The sequence below is a fragment of the Pectobacterium versatile genome, from assembly GCF_020166435.1.
GTDB classification, from domain to species: domain Bacteria; phylum Pseudomonadota; class Gammaproteobacteria; order Enterobacterales; family Enterobacteriaceae; genus Pectobacterium; species Pectobacterium versatile.
Genome location: NZ_JAINZP010000001.1, coordinates 349,162 through 367,725, shown reverse-complemented (window position 1 = coordinate 367,725; position 18,564 = coordinate 349,162). Strand labels below are relative to the sequence as shown.

14 protein-coding genes and 1 pseudogene are annotated in these 18,564 nt (G+C 53.2%); 3 read left to right on the top strand and 12 right to left on the bottom strand.

Annotated features, from left to right (window positions below; translation table 11 throughout):
* Window positions 1-70: 70 nt before the first annotated feature.
* The 9 genes from K7X24_RS01645 to pgpB all read right to left on the bottom strand — a co-directional run bounded on the left by K7X24_RS01645 (window position 71) and on the right by pgpB (window position 9,969).
* The gene (locus K7X24_RS01645; RefSeq protein ID WP_224552496.1) at window positions 71-1,069 is read right to left on the bottom strand and encodes a sugar phosphate isomerase/epimerase family protein; all 999 of its coding nucleotides are present in this window, start codon (window positions 1,067-1,069) and stop codon (window positions 71-73) included.
* Between the two features lie 95 nt (window positions 1,070-1,164).
* On the bottom strand, window positions 1,165-2,655 hold the full coding sequence (locus tag K7X24_RS01640) for an FGGY-family carbohydrate kinase (RefSeq protein WP_224552494.1): 1,491 nt from the start codon (window positions 2,653-2,655) through the stop codon (window positions 1,165-1,167).
* Between the two features lie 2 nt (window positions 2,656-2,657).
* Window positions 2,658-3,602 carry a transketolase family protein gene (locus K7X24_RS01635; RefSeq protein ID WP_224552492.1) on the bottom strand — a complete coding sequence of 315 codons (945 nt, stop codon included), beginning with the start codon at window positions 3,600-3,602 and terminating at the stop codon, window positions 2,658-2,660.
* Entirely contained in the window at window positions 3,595-4,425 is an 831-nt protein-coding gene (locus tag K7X24_RS01630; RefSeq protein WP_103860497.1) for a transketolase, read from the bottom strand. Before K7X24_RS01630 ends, K7X24_RS01635 begins: the two co-directional genes overlap by 8 nt.
* A gap of 170 nt (window positions 4,426-4,595) precedes the next feature.
* On the bottom strand, window positions 4,596-5,693 hold the full coding sequence (locus tag K7X24_RS01625) for an ABC transporter permease (protein ID WP_039481026.1): 1,098 nt from the start codon (window positions 5,691-5,693) through the stop codon (window positions 4,596-4,598).
* A gap of 1 nt (window position 5,694) precedes the next feature.
* The gene (locus K7X24_RS01620) at window positions 5,695-7,248 is read right to left on the bottom strand and encodes a sugar ABC transporter ATP-binding protein (RefSeq protein WP_224552830.1); all 1,554 of its coding nucleotides are present in this window, start codon (window positions 7,246-7,248) and stop codon (window positions 5,695-5,697) included.
* On the bottom strand, window positions 7,248-7,880 hold the full coding sequence (locus K7X24_RS01615; RefSeq protein WP_224552491.1) for a DUF2291 family protein: 633 nt from the start codon (window positions 7,878-7,880) through the stop codon (window positions 7,248-7,250). The genes K7X24_RS01620 and K7X24_RS01615 overlap by 1 nt, the downstream gene beginning before the upstream one ends.
* 44 nt (window positions 7,881-7,924) lie before the next feature.
* Window positions 7,925-8,866, bottom strand: a complete 942-nt coding sequence (locus K7X24_RS01610) for a D-ribose ABC transporter substrate-binding protein (RefSeq protein ID WP_224552489.1) — start codon at window positions 8,864-8,866, stop codon at window positions 7,925-7,927.
* A 326-nt stretch (window positions 8,867-9,192) separates the two neighbouring features.
* Window positions 9,193-9,969, bottom strand: a complete 777-nt coding sequence (pgpB, locus tag K7X24_RS01605) for a phosphatidylglycerophosphatase B (protein ID WP_103860494.1) — start codon at window positions 9,967-9,969, stop codon at window positions 9,193-9,195.
* Between the two features lie 292 nt (window positions 9,970-10,261).
* On the opposite strand from pgpB, the gene ribA reads away from it, so the two are divergent.
* Complete coding sequence (gene ribA, locus K7X24_RS01600; protein ID WP_010302319.1) at window positions 10,262-10,855, top strand: GTP cyclohydrolase II; 594 nt, start codon at window positions 10,262-10,264, stop codon at window positions 10,853-10,855.
* A gap of 72 nt (window positions 10,856-10,927) precedes the next feature.
* Here ribA and K7X24_RS01595 read toward each other — a convergent pair whose 3' ends face one another.
* The gene (locus tag K7X24_RS01595; RefSeq protein WP_109224655.1) at window positions 10,928-12,562 is read right to left on the bottom strand and encodes an ABC transporter substrate-binding protein; all 1,635 of its coding nucleotides are present in this window, start codon (window positions 12,560-12,562) and stop codon (window positions 10,928-10,930) included.
* 383 nt (window positions 12,563-12,945) lie between these two features.
* On the opposite strand from K7X24_RS01595, the pseudogene K7X24_RS01590 reads away from it, so the two are divergent.
* Both K7X24_RS01590 and K7X24_RS01585 read left to right on the top strand, forming a co-directional pair.
* Window positions 12,946-13,074 (top strand): annotated as a pseudogene (locus K7X24_RS01590) (type IV secretion protein Rhs); the annotation flags it as partial.
* Window positions 13,075-13,109: 35 nt separating this feature from the next.
* Window positions 13,110-13,541, top strand: coding sequence for a putative T6SS immunity periplasmic lipoprotein (locus K7X24_RS01585; RefSeq protein WP_224552487.1), 432 nt, complete (start codon window positions 13,110-13,112; stop codon window positions 13,539-13,541).
* A gap of 73 nt (window positions 13,542-13,614) precedes the next feature.
* On the opposite strand, the gene acnA is transcribed toward K7X24_RS01585, so the two are convergent.
* Both acnA and K7X24_RS01575 read right to left on the bottom strand, forming a co-directional pair.
* A complete protein-coding gene (gene acnA / locus K7X24_RS01580) occupies window positions 13,615-16,287 on the bottom strand; it encodes an aconitate hydratase AcnA (RefSeq protein ID WP_224552485.1) in 2,673 nt (890 codons plus the stop codon).
* Between the two features lie 308 nt (window positions 16,288-16,595).
* Window positions 16,596-17,894, bottom strand: coding sequence for a dicarboxylate/amino acid:cation symporter (locus tag K7X24_RS01575; protein ID WP_039544846.1), 1,299 nt, complete (start codon window positions 17,892-17,894; stop codon window positions 16,596-16,598).
* Between the last annotated feature and the right edge of the window lie 670 nt (window positions 17,895-18,564).

Sequence of the window (18,564 nt, the reverse complement as noted above, 5' to 3'; positions counted from 1 at the left end):
GCTAGCGGTTAGCGGTAATGTCAGACGCAGAATGATTCCCCTGCTCTGCGCCTGACGAACGGTGGTGGGATTACTCGCTAACGTTAATGGATGACAGTAGCGCGTCCTGCACAATCCGCTGCGCCTGTAACGGGTTTTGTGCTTCCTGTGCCGCCTGAAGCGCTGGAATATCCAGCTTGTCCAATGCGCGATAGATGTGTTTTAGGAAGCGGATAGACAGCTGTGCCGCCTCAATGTGGTTCTCACGGAACGGGAACTGATCGAGCTGCCAGACACCCTGCCAGTTGTTGATTTTCAGCACGTAGAAGAATTCGAAGATCTCGGTCATATGCACGGTGCCAACCACCAGATCGTCATCCCAGCCGCGCAGGTTATCGTTCACATCCATGCCGAACAGACGACCGCGATCGATAATCAACTGGGCAGAATCGGCCGGTGATTCGCCGCCATACAGCGCATGCCCGAAGTCCAGCAGCACGCCCACGTTATCCAGCCCGATATCTTCAATACCCAGCAGCGTTCGCGCAGCAGAATCCCAGGTCATTTTCACGCGCGGTTCACGCGGCTTGTACTCGATAGCGAATTTCACATCAGGGTTAGCGCCCGCCAGATCGCGCATGCCATCAACCGCCAGCTTCCACAGGTTTTTATGGCTGACCTGGAATGGATAATCCCAGCCATCCTGACCCGGCCAGACCTTGACGTAATTCGCGCCCAGTTCACGCACAATACCGGCAGATTCGTGCATTAACTCGAACGCCGCCGCTCGAGCCGCCGGATCGGGGTTGGTAAACGCACCGCGCGACCATTTTTGCAGATAAATTTCCGGCGTGATGCCAATCGCCTTCAGTCCCGCATCTTTCAGCGCATCTTTTACTTCGCTGAGCGTCACGCCCGGCGTGAAGGGATAAGGCAAGTCGACATAGGAAAGTTCGCCAACCTCTTTCGCCGCTTTGATCTGATCGATTGTGCTCAATGCCGGGCCGTAGCCGTCTACAGCGTAGCGGTCGATATAATTCGCAAAATGCCACAAACCGGCACCAAATTCAGGGTAGTTATACGTTGCCATAAAAGTCACCTCATTGATTCGTAATAGTGTTGAGCTGCTTATCTTTCGTATCGGATAGGTTCTTACTGCTAAAAATGTCTTACGGTTAAAAATGGTTATGACTCGGGCCGCAGACGCGCACGCGCGACCGCTGTGCGCCACTGTTGATAGCTCTCGAAAATCCCGTGATTAGTCGTCGACGGCTCGATGATCTCGACTTCTCTGGGCAGCGCGGCGATCTGTTCGCTGTGTTCCCACCACCCCAGCATTTTTCCGCCCAGATAAGCGGCTCCCAGCGCCGACACTTCCGCGTTATGGTTGCGAATCAATGGGCGCTGCAAGAGATCGGCCTGAAATTGCATCAGCCAGCGGTTTTGTGTCGCGCCGCCGTCAACACGCAGCGCGGGTAACGCGGCCTGCGATGCCTGCTCCATCGCGAAAAAGACGTCGGCAATCTGGTACGCAATGGCTTCAAGCCCCGCGCGGGCGATGATGGCAGGCGTGGTGGCATCGCATAATCCACACAGCAGGCCACGCGCTTGCACATCCCAATAGGGCGCGCCCAGCCCGGATAACGCAGGAACGAAGAAAACGCCCTGATTAGACTCAGCGCTGAGCGCCAGTTCGGTGAGTTGTGTAACGGAAGGAATGCCCAGCATCTGACCAATCCAGGCAAATCCCGAACCAGTGTGGGTAATGTTGCCTTCCAGTGCGTAGCGTACTTCACCATCGTGCCAGGCGATCGTGGTGCTAAGCCCTGCGGCCTGTTGATGCGGCGTGTTGATGGTCGTCATTAGCGACGAACCGGTACCATATGTCGCCTTGATTTCACCGCTTTGGGTGATGCCCTGACCGTACAGCGCCGCATGAGAATCACCAATCAACGCCACAATCGGTACACCAGCGGCAAGCCCCTTGATGCCCGTCACGCCGGTGTGACCATGTAACGCCGAGGACGGCGTAACGGCAGGCAAGCACACACTGGGAATACCGAACAGCGCCAGCAGATCCTCATCCCAACAGCCGCGGTGGATATTAAACAGCTGGGTTCTCGCCGCATTGGAATAGTCGGTGGAATACGCCCGTCCACCGCTAAACTGCCAGTTAAGCCAGCAATCCACCGTTCCGATGCACAGCTCCCCCTGCATCGCCCGGGCGATACCGTCCGGCAATTCCGCCAGCATGGCATGAAGTTTGGCGGCGGGAAAAAGCGGATCAACCTGTAGCCCGGTGCGGGATTCAATCAGGCGCGCCTCCGCACTGCCCTGCAAGGCCTGACAGAATTTCTCCGCGCGACGATCTTGCCAGCTGACCAACGGCGTCAACGGCTTTCCGGTTCGCCTGTCCCAAATCAGCACCGACTCGCGCTGGTTACTGATCGCCACCCCCACCACCTGAACCCGGTGTAATGACGACAGGCAGGCCTCCGCCGCCTGACAAACCGCACGCCAGATCGCCATCGCATCCTGCTCGGCTCTGCCCGGCTGCGGGTGCGTCACCTGCAAAGCGACCGCCGCTTTAGCCAGAATGCGCCCCCGCTCATCGACGGCAATCGCTTTAGCGTTCGTCGTCCCTTCATCGATTGCCAAAATAACCGGCGTAAACATCATCAGCCTCCCGGGCAAAGACGCAGTGCCGCGTTGACAATGCCCGTCGCGTCCAGCCCGTGATGCGCCCGCATCGCGCTCCGATCGGCGGCAATCGCGTATTGGCCGTCGGGAATACCTAACCGTACGAGAGGAATTCCGCTGCCCGCTTCTGCCAGCACTTCCGCTACCAGACTGCCTGCACCGCCGTTGACGTTATGTTCTTCTACTGTGATAACGCGAGGTGTTTCACTCAGAATTTCAAGCAATTGCTGAGTATTACACGGGCGGATAGAGGAAAGATTAACCACCGTAGCGGCAAGTCCTTTTTCTGCTAATAATTCAGCCGCCGTCACAATTTCATGCACGGTCGACCCCAGCCCGACCAGCGTGATATCGCAACCTTTGCGCAGCACATCGATCTGCCCCGGCACAAAGCGATACTGCTCATCGTGCAAAGCAGGCAGCGGTTTACCATCGAGGCGAATATAGACTGGCCCCTGATGTTCAAACGCATAGTCGATAATCTGGCGGCACTCTTCCGGGCTAGACGGCGCGTAGATCTCAATATTGCCAAACCCTCTCAGCACCGCGATGTCGTCGATACTGTGGTGCGTGCTGGCAAGTGGACCGTAGCTACAGCCAGCATTTAGCCCAAACAGCTTAACGTTGCTGTTGTTGTAACAGACGTCGACTTTGAGCTGTTCATTCGCACGGGAGATCAAAAACGGCGCCGCGTTACAGGTCACCGCAATCTTGCCGCCAATCGACAGCCCTACCGCCGTCCCCACCATGGTTTGTTCTGCGATCCCCACGTTGACGATGCGGTCGGGGAAACGCTGTATGAAAGGCGAAATCTTCGCCGTTGAGCTTGAATCCGCCAACACCGGAACTAAATCAATCCCCTGTTCGACGGCCTTGATGAACTGCTCAACCATGACGGTTGCCAGATGCTCTGCGTTACTCATCTTTTAATTCCTCCAGCGCCAGTGCAATTTCCTCGCCTTTCGGCACCCGGTGGTGCCATTCAGCCCGTCCCTGAATGAACGACACGCCCGCGCCTTTCTCCGTATTCGCAATCACCACGTTCGGCTTGCCGTTGCGCGGCAGATTCTCCAGCGTTTCCACCACTGAACGCATGTCATTGCCCGCGCATTCCGTGACCGCTAAACCAAAAGCCTGCCACTTCTCCGCCAGCGGATCGGTGTTCATGATGGAACTCGTCGGCCCTGCCAGTTGCAGCTTGTTCTTGTCGTTGATGATGATCAGGTTATCCAGTTGGTAATGCGCCGCCGCTAGCGCCGCTTCCCAGTTGCTGCCTTCCGCCAGTTCACCATCGCCCGTCAGAACGAACACCCGACGCGGGCTGTTATCGCGCTTCGCCGCCAGCGCAATACCGACGGCAACCGGCAGCCCGTGCCCTAGCGCACCGGTGTTCAGTTCAATCCCCGGCGTCTTGTGCTTGACCGGATGCCCTGGCAAATGCGAATCGGGGTGCTGATAGGTTGCCAGCCACGATTCTGGGAAATAGCCGGCCTCAGCCAAACAGCAGTAATAACCGCCAACCGCATGGCCCTTTGACTGGATGTAAATGTCCCGCTGCGGATCCTGAAGGCGCTCCGGCGCACAGTTCAGAATGCGAAAATACAGCGCCGTCAGAATCTCAACCTGTGACAGATCGGCACCCGTGTGCCCGCCAGCCGGGCTATTGGCATTCAGATGAATAATGCGGCGACGAATGGCGCGGGCTTTGTGCGTCAGCGCCTCCACCGACAATGCGTACGGATTCATACTTCACCTCGCTTGAATTTTTACTCAAAAACGAATATTTATTCATATCGAATCAAAAAAAATTGCGTTCAAATCGGGCCTCGGTATACCTACCGACATCAATCCCGCCGCGACTCAACGCCCCGTGCTAGTTACGCTTAATTCACCACGCGACTGCGTACCTTCATTAACTAGGTTCCTTCCGCCGCGGCCTTTTGTGACACAATTGCGGCTTTGTGCTGCATCCGGTTTTGCATCTGGTCGATAATCACCGCCACAATGATGACGATACCTTTAATCACCATCTGCCAGAATTCACTCACGCCCATCATCACGAGTCCGTCGGCAAGAATCCCGATAACAAACGCCCCAATCAGCGTGCCCAGAATCGTGCCGCGCCCGCCAGCCAATGACGTTCCGCCGAGTACCACCGCAGCGATCGCGTTCATTTCAAAGGCGGTGCCGGTTGCCGGATGGCTGGCGACCAGTTGAGAGGACACCACGATGCCCGCGATAGCCGCACAGAAGCCGGAAATGGTGTAGACCCAGACTTTGACCTGACGCACTTTGACGCCGGAAAGCTCAGCGGCACGTTCGTTGTCACCAATCGCATAAACATGACGACCAAACGGCAGGCGACGCGCCACATAGGCAATCACCACGGCCAGCACCAGCATCAGCCAGATAGCCAGCGGTAGCCCTAGGATCGTAGCGGAGCCAATCAGCTCAAAACCGGTATTGCCCAACTGCGGGTTACCGCCCAAGCCGGGGAACGTCTCCCCGCCAGAAATCAGCATCGATGCCCCTCGCACGATGTACATCGTTCCGAGCGTGCAGATAAAAGGCGCAACGTTATACCGCGTGATGATCCAGCCGTTGATGGCCCCGATGAGCGCGCCAATCAGCAGCACGACAGGCACGATGACCCACACGCTGGGGAAAATCGCGACGCCGAACATCGGCAGCACAATCCCCTGAGTAATCATGTAGCCCGCTACCATGCCACACAGCCCCAACGTAGCGCCGATTGAGAGATCAATCCCCGCGGTGATGATGACAAACGTGATCCCCAGCGCCAGAAACGCATTGATGGCAATGTGCTTCACCATGATGATCAGGCTACCCGTCGCCAAAAACCCAGGCACAGTGAAGGCAAAGAACCCCAAAATCAGGAACAGCGCGATAAACGTGCGCAACCGGAGAATCAACAGCAGGATGCTCTCTCGTGAGCGTACAAACTTACCCGGTGATAGCGCGCCTGACGCCGCCGGAAGGTGAGTCGTTTTCATGTCAGAACCCTTGTGCACTTGCCGAAACCAATGCCGACTCGCTGGCCGCTTGACGCGAAATATTCGCCGTCAGTTTGCCATTCGACATCACCAAAATGCGGTCCGATACCGCCATAATTTCTTTCAGATCCGAGGTGGAAAACAGCACGCCGATGCCCTGTTCGGACAGCCCAACCATCATTTCAAACACATCGGCCTTGGCACCGACATCAATGCCCCGCGTTGGCTCGTCCAGCAACAGCACTTTGGGACTGGTCAACAACGAGCGGCCAATCACCACTTTTTGCTGATTGCCACCGCTGAGCGCCTGAATTTCGACGTCGGGCGAAGAGACTTTGATCGCCAACTGCCCAATCGTGCTGGCAACCACTTCCTGCTCCTGTCGCTGGAAGATCGCCATACCGTATTTCAGCCGTCGCCACAGACTGGCGATGGTGAGATTGGAGGCCACCGACGACAGTGGAAAGATGCCGGTTTTTTTGCGATCTTCCGGCACCAGACTCATGCCCATACGAATGCGCAGTGCGGTAGCAAGGCGCGGATTCACCGGTTTGCTATCGAGATAAATCTTGCCCAGATAATCATTCTGAATACCCAGCAGACACTCAAAGAGTTCGGTGCGTCCCGCGCCCATCAGCCCGTAAATGCCGACGATCTCCCCTTCACGCACCATCAGCGACACATCATTAACCACCTGATGCCCGGCATCGTTGAGACAGGTAAGGTGCTCCGCTTCCAATATCGGCGCGCCGAACGTTCTGCCCGGATGCAGGAAGCTGGTGACAGGGTCACCGCCGAGCATTTCCCGCACGATCCACGGCACGTCGATGTCGCTGACCGCAGCTTCCGCCTGAAAACAACCGTCACGCAGGATGGTGATATAGTCACCAATCGCCATCAGCTCTTCCAGCCGGTGCGAAATGTAGATGATGGAAACATTCTGGCGAGTCAGCTCGCGGATCACGCGAAACAGAATCTCTACTTCAGTTTTGCTCAGCGCGGAGGTCGGTTCGTCCAGAATCAGAATGTCAGCCTGATCCGCCAGCGCTTTAGCAATTTCCACCAGTTGTTGCTGGCCGACTTTCAGGCTGGCGACTTCGGTGCGCGGCGAAATATCCTGATCGAGACGCGCCATCAATTCCGCCGCAATCCGCTCCTGCGCCAGATAATCGATAGGCGCAACGCCCTGTTGCAGCTCCCGCCCCAGGAAGATGTTCTCCGCCACGCTCAGGTTCTCGGACAGGTTAAGTTCCTGATGCACCATGCCGATGCCTTTCGCCGCCGCATCGCGGGTATCTGCTATACGTACGGCTTCGCCATTCAGCAAAATCTGGCCGGACGTCGGCTGCTGCACGCCAGCCAGAATCTTCATCAGCGTCGATTTACCCGCCCCATTTTCACCAATGATCACGTTGACCTTGCCGCGATAAACGTTGTAATCGACGTTATCCAGCGCTTTGGTGCCGGGAAACAGCATGGTAATGCCACGGGTCGCCATGACGATATCGGGTCGGCTCACCGCGTCTGGCTGTAGCGAGACGTCTGGTTTTTCCATCATTTCGCCCCTCCGCTACTCGTTTCGTTCAGGTTTAACGTCATCGGTACCGCCTCGCTGATGCCCTGTTTGGTCACCACCAATGCCGCCAGTACGTTAACGGGCTTACCCTGCACGCCCGCATCCAGCTCCGGCAGCGACGCGAGGGCTTTGTTATTCAACGCGCGAGCCAGTTGGGCAAACTGAACCTGATTTTTAAAGTCATCAAAGCGAATAAACCCAGCGGCATCGCGGATGGCATTGCCTTTGACGATGGGCCCTAATTGAAGCGTGACAGCGTCACCTTGCACATCAAGCATCAATTTCCCTTCACGACTTGCCCGGTCAATCCCACTGACCGTGCCCTGAAGCCGTGCGTAGACGGCTTTACGCGCTGAATCCTCCAGTGCTGCCTGCGTTTGCTTCACTTCATCCCAGGACAGCGCCTGCTGCTGCGCTGTTGGGAGCAGTTTTGACTGCCACAGCGCTGTCGCGATGTTCTCTGGCGTCATGGTGCTATAGCCCGGCACAGAAGCTGGGTCGACCGGAATGATCGGCTTACCGTTTTCATCCAGATCGACCACCGTACAGGCCGACAGCAGCAAGGCGCAGAGCCCCACCCAGCAGGCGCGATATCGTTCATCAAACAGCATAACGACTCCTCTATCAGCAGGAGCAGGCGCTCCCGCCGCCTCGATTACAGTTTCAACGCAAAGGTGTTGAGTTTGGTCGCGTTAGATTCGTCGATCAGAATGCAGTCCATCAGCTGTTTTTCTTCATGCTGTGCCTTGCCGTTCTTCAGGTAGTAATCCGCCTGTTCAACTGCCATCTGCGCCTGTTGCCAGCCGGGTTGCAGCACCGTGGCCTTGATATTGCCTTTATTGATGATGGAATCACGCACGTAGTCGCTGCCGTCAAAGCCCACCACAATCACGTCATGACGCCCCGCCGCTTTCAGCGCCGCTTCGGCCCCCAGCGCCATGGTGTCGTTGCCGGAAATCACGCCGGTGATATCAGGGTTTGCCTGCAAGATGGCTTCCATGCGGGTAAAGGCTTCCGTCTGGCTCCAGTTCGCCGTTTGTCTGGCGACCCGCTTCATGTCGCTATATTGGTCGATCACATCGTGGTAGCCCTGCGAGCGGACGTGCGCATTGGTGTCTGACTCGCGGCCAATCAGCTCGACGTACTTGCCTTTCTGCCCCATCAGCTCGACGAATTTCTCCGCACCGAGCTGCGCGCCTTGATAGTTATTGGAAACGATCTGCGCCACGGCCACGCCGGTTTCATTGATTTCCCGGTCGATCAGGAAAGCGGGAATACCAGCGGCTTTCGCCTTTTTCAACGGGCCAATGGTGGCATCGGCCCCAGCATTATCCAGAATGATGGCTTTCGCCTTGCGGGCAATGGCGGTTTCAATCAGCTGATTTTGTTTGCTGACGTCATCGTCATGCGACGCCACCAGCGTGGTGTAACCCAGTTCGATGGCTTTGGTTCTGGCGCCTTCGGCTTCCGCTTTAAAAAATGGGTTGTCGTGTGAAGGGGTAATAATGGCGATCAACCCGTTATCTGCGGCAAACGCACCGGCAGAGAAGGAAAGCATGATAGCCAGCAGGGAGGATTTCAGACGGTAAGGTTTCATTGTTATTCTCCTGTTTGAATATATATTCAATATTGAATTAACATTCAAATGAAGTTTTACAACCAACCGAAAAATTGTCCAACAACAAAAACAGGAATAGCGAAGCAGCTCACAAATTGTTTACATTTTGCGCGAGGCGATAGCGGTGATAATCGGGAAGAAACAGAGACGAGAGAAATTTTTAACGTTGTGTCAGCAACGGCCCGCAGGGTGACGGACAAGGAGGTCCGACATAAAAATGCGGATGACGAATGCCATCCGCAGGGTACGTACTACAGGGGATTATCTATGGAGTACGATCGACAACAGGAACAACAACTCAAGGGCTACGAGGATTTATTTTCGGCGGCATCCTCCTCCGCCTGTTCTTTGATTTCTTCATACTGGAGCGAGAGCGGGCCGCACCAGCGCTGTGCCAGCCAACTGGCCACCACCACCAGCAGCCAGCTAATTAACGTCGCCACCACCAAATCCTGCGGCCAATGCATGCCGAGTACCAGACGGCTACCCATCACGCCGCTGGCCCACAGCATCAGGATCACCACCGTTTTATAATGCCGACGCGCCCACAGCAGCCCGACGCCCAGCAGCGCCCAGGTTGCGGCAAACATAGTGTGGCCAGAGGGGAAAGCAAAGCCGGTTTCAAACTGCCAGTGGCTGCGCAGCCATTGTGGAATCTGCGTTTGGTCCTGCAACTGTGTTTTCACCAGTTCCGAACGCTCCTTGCGCGGCAGCGAGTAGAAATAGCTGTCGTCCACCTGATGATTTTTCTCCAGCCAAACAACATAGGGCCGTGATTCCTGCACCCACTCTTTAATCGCCGATTTGATGCCCTGCCCAATCAGCACCGTAATCGCCATGATGACCAACAGACCGAGCGCGGGCTTCAGGCGGAAACGCAGACACCAGAGAAACCAGAGACCTAGCACGATGCTGGTCAGAATGCCCCACGGCGATGTCACCGTTTCTGTAATCCAGAAGAGTACGCGTAACCAGAGCCCGTCATACTCCGGTTGCCACTGCCAACCGCTCATCCAGATAATCATTGGCATAATCAGTAATAACGCTGCGCCGATGGTTGTTCGTTTGGCTATTTCGTACATAATTTCTTCCCATAATTCAGTATGATGCTTTGCAACAAAACTTTCACAATTCTATCAGAAAATCCGACACGGACTGTCAGTATGGCGTAAAATAGCACTCAGTTCTGTCAACGAACCTGAAACCAGACGGCAGTCAGGCCACGTTGTAATTCAATTTTTATGACGTTCTTAAACAGGCTTTTTTGCTGGTCAAGCACGATAGGCAGCAGTAGGATTCGCCTCAGCATTCTTGTTTTTTGAACATGGTTTTTTGGACACAGATTTTTTGGATACAGATTTTTTGGAGAAAAGTATGCAGCTAAAACGGGTGGCGGAAGCCAAGTTACCCACTCCGTGGGGCGATTTTCTGATGGTGGGTTTTGAAGAGATCGCCACGGGTCACGATCACCTTGCATTGGTCTATGGTGATATTTCCGGTTCAGTTCCCGTACTTGCTCGCGTGCATTCCGAGTGCCTGACAGGGGATGCCTTGTTTAGCCTGCGCTGTGACTGTGGTTTCCAGCTTGAGGCTGCATTAGGCCACATCGCCGAAGAAGGTCGCGGCGTGCTGTTATACCATCGTCAGGAAGGCCGTAATATCGGGCTGCTCAATAAAATCCGCGCGTATGCGTTGCAGGACCTGGGGGCTGATACGGTAGAAGCGAATCACCAGCTTGGGTTCGCCGCCGACGAGCGCGATTTCACGCTGTGCGCTGACATGTTCAAGCTGCTCGACGTTGATGAAGTTCGCCTGCTGACCAATAACCCGCAGAAAGTGAAAATACTCAACGAAGCAGGCATCAATATCGTTGAGCGCGTGCCATTAATCGTCGGGCGCAACCCGAAGAATGAGAACTATCTGGCGACCAAAGCCGCCAAAATGGGGCACCTGCTGGATATGAAATAACGATCCCATTTCGCGTCAGGATCGTTTCTTTCAATGCTGACAGCCGGTTTTTAACCGGCTGTTTTATTGGGATCAGTGCTTGAGGATATACATGTCTTGCGTGTAATAATCACCACGCACATTGGGAGAAAAACCGCCAATATAGGTCTTAACCATCTGTGGCTGAACATAGTAGTAGATGGGCAGTAATGGAATCGTGTTATCTAAAATATCCGAGGCTTGTTGATAAATCGCCTCTTTCTCCTGCTTATCCTTCACCGTCAGCGCTTTTTTCAACAACGCATCATACTGTGCATTACTGAATTTACCGTTGTTGTTGCTGTCATTCGTTTCCAGAGTATTCAAGAACGTACTGGCTTCGTTGTAATCCCCCGTCCAGGACTGTCTGACCACCTCAAAGTTACCGGTACGTACGGTATCCAGCATCGTTTTCCACTCCTGATTTTGCAGCGTCACTTCCAACCCAAGATTCTTCTTCCACATTGAACTGGCGGCAATAGCTACGCGTAAATGCGACTCGGAGGTGTTGTAAAGCAGGTTGAATTTCAGCGGATGTTTTTCATCAAACCCAGCCTCTTTCAACAGTTTCTTCGCTTCATCATTACGCTGTTGCTGTGTCCAGTTTGCCCACTCAGGCTCCTTGCGCTGAAAGCCGCTTACATTTTTGGGAATCAAACTGTAAGCGGGCGTCTGCCCCATACCGAGTACGTTGTTTGCGATGATATTTTTATCCAAACTGAGATCCAGTGCGCGACGGACGCGTGGATCGTCAAAAGGGGCTTTTTTCATATTGAAGCGATAGAAATAGGTAGCCAGCAGCGGCGAGACTTTCACCTCCAGTGGATACTCTTTTTGCAACGATGCGAATTGAATCGGTGACAAGATGCCCGTGACATCAATTTCGCCGGATTTATAGCGATTCAACTCCGCCGCCTGCGAGCTGATTGGCAGGTACGTCACTTTGTTAATCACGGTATGCGCGTTATCCCAATACTGGCTATTGCGCTTGCCGACGATGCGTTCGTTAACCACCCATTCGCTCAGCGTATAAGGACCACTGCTGACAAAATTCCCGACCTGTGTCCAGTTATCAGGGTGTTTTTCGAGAACCGCTTTCGGCAAAGGGACCAGAATATGGTAAGCCGACATTTCCAGGAAATACGCAAGCGGGTGTTCCAGCGTAACTTCAACCGTGTGACTATCCAGCGCTTTCACACCCAGCGAATCCGGCGCTTTCTTGCCTGCCAGAATATCCGCCGCGTTCTTCACATACATACTGGCAACGTAGGTGCCGTAAGGCGACAGCGTTTTAGGGTCGCTAAGGCGTCGCCAGCTGTACACCACATCGTCAGCAGTAATCGGTGAACCATCGGACCATTTGGCATCAGGCCGCAGGTGGAATGTCCACACCGTATTGTCTTTATTATCCCAGCGCTCGGCCAATCGCGGCTGAATGGTACCGTCATCGCCCACACGTACCAGATTATCGAAGAAGTCATTGATAATGTGACCTTCGACATCGCTTTCCACCTTATGCGGGTCCAACGAGGCTGGTTCTGACCCATTGCCTCGCACCAGCTCTTGCTTTTCCGCCAGCGCCGTCCCAGCAGGGACCTGTGCCGCAAAAGCCGATGTCATCGCCCCTGTTGCACACAGTGTGAGAAGCAGCAGCGAATGTTTAAAGCGTTTTTTGATCAACTCATTCATATAACCTCCTGTTATATCTCTGTCATCCTTCAAGCTACATTGGCAATAGTGCCTCGCTCGTCTCGTCTGGAGCTTGCTCATGGAAAGTCCACGCGGCACCGAGTAAAGACGACGGCGTGTTGTCTTGCAACCTGAACGATGAGGACATGGCTGGGCAATAATTTTTACTTATTCCCCATGTAGTTAGCATCACTACAACATAACCATAATTCGCCTGAGGATACGAGAGTTTAATGTGGGAAAACGTGCGCTGGTGCATCAGGGTTAATGTATCTTTCTTAGCCGCCTGGAATGAACGTTACACTGCTGGGATTAACGCTTCATTTTTAACCGTCAATAGTCCAAGCTATAAGCCTACGTAGCGATAACAAATGGAGATTGTTATGGACAATCAAAAAGAAGGGAGCTTGCGATTGCTTACGTCTGGTGAAATCAGGCTGGCTAAATCTATTTTTGGTGATTCAATCCACTACCACAAAGTTTGGATTCATCACGGCAGTTACCTTCCTTATCAAAAAACCATGCAGTTCTTTCCCTGGAATTAACGATGACATTTACTGCAAAATTGTCTGCGTTTCTGCTTATAGTGACGAGTTTTCTTCTTGTCGGTTGCCCCGGTTCGGGCGATCGCCTGAAGCCAGACGAATTGACATCAGTCAGACAAGTGGGAAGCGATCTCTGCTTTTTAGTTAGCGATGCTCGGGATTACCAACCCACTCTTATTGCGATTAATACAAGAGCCGCTCAGCCACAGGAATGGACGCTGTATGAAAATCCCAGCGTAATCGTTACACAGGGCGAACTGTGCATTCCTCCTTCTTTTTACCGCTTTTTAGACGACAGCACATACGTCGTCAGGTATATCCTGCAATCGAAAAAATACGGTGATTTACGAAGAAGCGTCGTGTCTGCGATAGCGTTTACCAACGGCAGTGTCCGAAGCGTACCGCTTAGAAAGGATGAAGCCGCTTATTATTGATGTACCCGTTATATTTCGAATTGAGTGAATCCACCGAGAGCAGGCTTTCTGCCCTCGGTGGCGAGACATAAAATTACAGCATATTGCGGATAACGTAGTGCAGAATGCCGTCGTTCTGGTAGTAGGTCAGTTCGTTGCGGGTGTCGATGCGGCAGCGGGTCTTGATCGTCTGCGTATTGCCATCAGCATCAGTGATATTCACCTCGACCGTTGCCCCCGGCGTCAGCTGATTTAATCCCGTAATCGAAATCTGCTCGTCACCAGTTAATTGCAGCGTTTTACGCGTCACACCATCGGGAAATTCCAGCGGCAGAATCCCCATCCCGATCAGGTTAGAACGGTGAATACGTTCGAACGATTCAGCAATCACCACGCGAACACCCAGCAAGCGCGGGCCTTTTGCTGCCCAGTCACGGCTGGAGCCGGAGCCGTATTCTTTCCCGGCAAACAGCGCCAGCGGGACATTGTCGTCCTTATAGCGCATCGCCGCGTCATAGATCGTCATCTCATTCTGCGACGGGATATGACGGGTATAGCCGCCCTCTTTACCCGGCACCATTTCATTACGGATACGGATGTTGGCAAACGTCCCACGCATCATCACTTCGTGATTACCGCGCCGTGAACCGTAAGAGTTGAACTCCGCCGTTTCGACGCCGCGCTCCAGCAAATATTTTCCTGCCGGGCTATCGCGCTTGATGTTGCCTGCTGGTGAGATATGGTCAGTTGTCACCGAATCGCCCAGCATCGCCAGAATGCGCGCGTTGTGGATATCCTGAACTGGCTCAGGTTCTTTCCCCATATCCAGGAAGAAAGGCGTCTGGCGGATATAGGTCGATTCTTCCGGCCATTGATAGGTAGGATTGTCGTCGACCTCAATATCTTGCCACTCCTGCGTACCTTCAAACACGGCGGCATACTGTTTGTGGAACATTCCCGCGCTGACGTTCAATACTGCGTCTGCCACCGCTTTAGTCGACGGCCAGATATCTTTCAGGTAGACGGCTTTTCCATCACGATCTTCACCCAACGGTTCTTGCGTCAGATCGACGTTCATATTCCCTGCCAACGCGTACGCGACCACCAGCGGCGGTGACGCCAGCCAGTTCGTCTTCACCAGCGGATGAATACGGCCTTCAAAGTTGCGGTTGCCTGACAGCACGGCCCCGACTGTCAGATCGCCTTCTTTTATCGCCGCTTCAATCGCATCCGGCAGCGGGCCGGAGTTACCGATACAGGTAGTACAGCCGTAGCCCACCAGATTGAATCCCAGTTCGTCGAGGAACGGCGTCAATCCCGCTTTATCATAGTAATCGGTTACGACCCGCGAGCCCGGTGCCAGCGAGGTCTTAACCCACGGCTTGGTTTTCAGACCGCGCTCAACGGCATTTTTTGCCAGCAGCCCGGCCGTCATCAGCACGCTCGGGTTGGAGGTATTGGTGCAGGAAGTAATCGCGGCGATCACGACGGCCCCCTGCTGTAAACGATGCGTCTCGCCTTCCAGCGTGAATTCTTCATAGTCAGAACGGTTCTTCACCGTGCTGACTTCCAGCTCCCGGCTGGCTTTAAAGGCTTCTGGCACGCCAGCTAAAGGCACACGATCCTGTGGGCGTTTCGGCCCTGCCAGACTGGTTTCCACCGTTGCCAAATCCAGCGCAAGTTGGCTGGTAAATACCGGTTCATCACCCGCATTACGCCACAGCCCCTGCTGCTTACTGTAGGCTTCCACCAGCGCAATTTGTTCTTCTGCACGGTTGGTCAACCGCATGTAGTCCAGCGTGATTTGATCGATGGGGAAGAAGCCACAGGTCGCACCATACTCGGGTGCCATATTGGCGATGGTCGCGCGATCCGCCAGCGGCAGCGAATCCAATCCATCACCGTAAAATTCCACAAATTTGCCGACCACGCCGTGTTTACGCAGCATCTGCGTGACCGTCAGGACCAGATCGGTTGCCGTGATCCCTTCGCGCATCTTGCCGCTTAGTTTGACACCAACAACATCAGGGATCAGCATCGAAACAGGCTGCCCCAGCATCGCTGCCTCAGCCTCTATCCCGCCAACGCCCCAGCCGAGCACGCCTAAACCGTTAATCATCGTGGTATGCGAATCGGTTCCCACCAGCGTATCGGGATAGGCAAACTGTTTGTCGCCCTGCTTTTCGTACCAGATGGCCTTGGCGAGATACTCCAGATTCACCTGATGGCAAATCCCGGTTCCCGGTGGCACGACGCTGAAGTAGCTAAAGGCATTTTGTCCCCAACGCAAAAACTCATAACGCTCACGGTTACGCGCCATTTCGAGCTGCGTGTTATCCGTGAGTGCCTGACTATCGCCGAAGTGGTCCACCGTCACCGAGTGGTCGATAACCAGATCGACCGGCGACAGCGGGTTCACCTTATTCACATCGCCGCCCAACCGTTTCACCGCCGCTCGCATTGCCGCCAGATCGACCACGGCGGGCACGCCGGTAAAGTCCTGCATCAAGACGCGTGCGGGACGATAGGCAATTTCCCGGTCAACGTGGCCCGTTTTCAGCCAGTCGACGACCGCCTGAAGATCGTCCTGCTCTACCGTGTCGCCGTCCTGATGACGCAACAAATTCTCCAGCAGCACCTTGAGCGATTTCGGTAATTTATCGATGTTGCCAAGCGTTTTCGCCGCCTTCGGCAGGCTGTAATAATGGTAAATCTGCTTCTGTACCGTCAGTGTGTCCAGACAAGTGTCGCGAAGGTGTGATGACATGCTTCCTCCCAAATTAACTTGCTATTCGTTATTCTGCATCGGGCGATTAATGAATAACCAGCCTGAGCTTGCGGTCTTATTTAAAGATAACACAAACAAAAAATAACGTTTTTGCAACAATGCGATATGAATGCAACGATAGCCATTAGCTATTGAAAAGAGGCAAATCAGAATGAATGCCAATGGGGACGTGAAGGAGATGGAAAGCAGTCACGATAACGTACGGAAGAGAGCGAGGAGAAGAGAGAAGAGAGAAGAGAAAAACGGCCCGAAGGCCGTCTGTCTCAGTGCATTAACCTGACGTTAATTTAGACATTGCCGGCTGCCATCACAGGTGCTTCTTCGTCGGCATGGTCTTGCTCTTCCAGATCATGGTTTCGTTCCAGTTTAGCAACAACAGCGGTCGCCATACCGTTACCAATCACATTGGTCGCCGTGCGGCCCATATCCAGGAACTGATCGATACCAATAATCAGTAAAATGCCCGCTTCGGGTAAGCTGAACATCGGTAAGGTGGCAGCGACCACCACGACCGCGGCACGTGCCACGCCGGCCATACCTTTACTGGTGATCATCAGCGTCAGCAAAATCAGGGTCTGCTCTGTCAGGCTTAAATGGATATTGTAAGCCTGCGCGATAAACAGAATGGCGAAAGCCTGATAGATCATGGAGCCGACAAGGTTAAAGGAATACCCCAACGGGAGTACGAAGCTGGTGATTTTTTTGGGAACGCCGAATTCGCTCAGCGCTTCCATCGTTTTCGGGTAAGCCGCTTCGCTACTGGCGGTGGCAAATGCCAGCATACTGGGTTCGCGCAGCAGTTTGATCAGGCCCCAGGTTGCTTTCTTACCGAGGAACAGCGCGCCAGCCCCGAACATAAGTCCCCATAGCAACGCCAGCCCAAGGTAGAACTCACCAATCACCTTGCCAAAGTCGAGGAGCAGCCCCAGGCCTTCGGTCGTAATAGACGACGCCAACGAGGAAAATACTGCAAGAGGCGCTAACCGCATGACATAGTCCGTCACTCGGAACATCACTTTCGCCAGTTCCTCTATCATCGATTCCATCGTGACGGCATGTTTATTCTGGCCTTTCACAAAAGCCAGCGCGGAACCGAAGAACATAGAGAACACCAAAATCTGCAATATTTCGTTATTCGCCATCGCTTCGACGATGCTACGTGGAAATATATGGGCAATGAAACTTTTCAGTGTAAAGCCACCGGTATTCACGCCGGTCTCTACCGCTATTGGCGTACTGGGAATGGCGAGATTCATTCCAACGCCTGGCTCGAAGATATTGGCTAACATCATGCCAATAAAAAGGGAAACCACGGAAGAACAAATAAACCACACCATCGCCTTCAGCCCTATTCGGCCGACAGAAGAAGAATTCCCCATGCTAGCAAGGCCGGAGACCAATGTGGCGAAGACCAATGGCGCAATGATCATTTTTATCAGGCGCAGAAAAACATCGGTCACTAAATTAAAGTAGGATACGACCTCTTTGGCTTCCTGCGCCGTTAATAAAGCATGACAGGCCCCGCCGACAATAATCCCAAGAAGAATAGCCAAGGCTATAAAAAACAATAACCTGTTCTTTTTCATAGTAACCTCATGATAATGAATAGAATCAGACAATACGCATTATTAGCAAACATGAGCCGCCTAACGCACTGGCGTAAGCAACTTATGGCTTATCCGATTTTTTTCGGCGTATTCTCTATGTCTTGATGTGATGATAATAGTTACTCGGGAAGCGTATTTACTTTTCTATCCGTGATGGAAGAAATGTCGACGAGACGTAACGTATAATTGGAAATATCGCCATGCATTAATATTGCGTACGCGCTACGGAAACCTTTTGACATAACTACCCCTCCTTTATTACATGCGATAAATAAAGGGGTAGTGTAATCAACTTCACTTTGAAATAATTCCCCTTCATACCTTTTCCTATTTTTCTTTTAAATATCCATTAGACGCTAACCATGGGGAATAACTTAAATCGACGTTATCATGAAAAATACGAAATCAGTCACTAATGAAATTTTTCTTATCAAGAGATTTAGTAATGATTAATTAACCGCTATAAATCATGCGTCGAAAAACGCCTCCCAGACCTATCCTTTCTCCCCTCTGCCTATCGCGCCCAGAAGTTGTCTTCACAATCCGTAACGCTGCTGTTTCTACCCCAACCAATAAGCGGCCTAGGTCACATGCTACATAGCTTTATCAATCGTCTTCGTTAAAATCAGCAAGATCGCCCCGGAATGAC

Bases quoted from the DNA above. Each gene is read 5' to 3' on its own strand.
- K7X24_RS01645 (WP_224552496.1), bottom strand. From the start codon at position 1,069: ATGGCAACGTATAACTACCCTGAATTTGGTGCCGGTTTGTGGCATTTT.
- K7X24_RS01640 (WP_224552494.1), bottom strand. From the start codon at position 2,655: ATGTTTACGCCGGTTATTTTGGCAATCGATGAAGGGACGACGAACGCT.
- K7X24_RS01635 (WP_224552492.1), bottom strand. From the start codon at position 3,602: ATGAGTAACGCAGAGCATCTGGCAACCGTCATGGTTGAGCAGTTCATC.
- K7X24_RS01630 (WP_103860497.1), bottom strand. From the start codon at position 4,425: ATGAATCCGTACGCATTGTCGGTGGAGGCGCTGACGCACAAAGCCCGC.
- K7X24_RS01625 (WP_039481026.1), bottom strand. From the start codon at position 5,693: ATGAAAACGACTCACCTTCCGGCGGCGTCAGGCGCGCTATCACCGGGT.
- K7X24_RS01620 (WP_224552830.1), bottom strand. From the start codon at position 7,248: ATGGAAAAACCAGACGTCTCGCTACAGCCAGACGCGGTGAGCCGACCC.
- K7X24_RS01615 (WP_224552491.1), bottom strand. From the start codon at position 7,880: ATGCTGTTTGATGAACGATATCGCGCCTGCTGGGTGGGGCTCTGCGCC.
- K7X24_RS01610 (WP_224552489.1), bottom strand. From the start codon at position 8,866: ATGAAACCTTACCGTCTGAAATCCTCCCTGCTGGCTATCATGCTTTCC.
- pgpB (WP_103860494.1), bottom strand. From the start codon at position 9,969: ATGTACGAAATAGCCAAACGAACAACCATCGGCGCAGCGTTATTACTG.
- ribA (WP_010302319.1), top strand. From the start codon at position 10,262: ATGCAGCTAAAACGGGTGGCGGAAGCCAAGTTACCCACTCCGTGGGGC.
- K7X24_RS01595 (WP_109224655.1), bottom strand. From the start codon at position 12,562: ATGAATGAGTTGATCAAAAAACGCTTTAAACATTCGCTGCTGCTTCTC.
- K7X24_RS01585 (WP_224552487.1), top strand. From the start codon at position 13,110: ATGACATTTACTGCAAAATTGTCTGCGTTTCTGCTTATAGTGACGAGT.
- acnA (WP_224552485.1), bottom strand. From the start codon at position 16,287: ATGTCATCACACCTTCGCGACACTTGTCTGGACACACTGACGGTACAG.
- K7X24_RS01575 (WP_039544846.1), bottom strand. From the start codon at position 17,894: ATGAAAAAGAACAGGTTATTGTTTTTTATAGCCTTGGCTATTCTTCTT.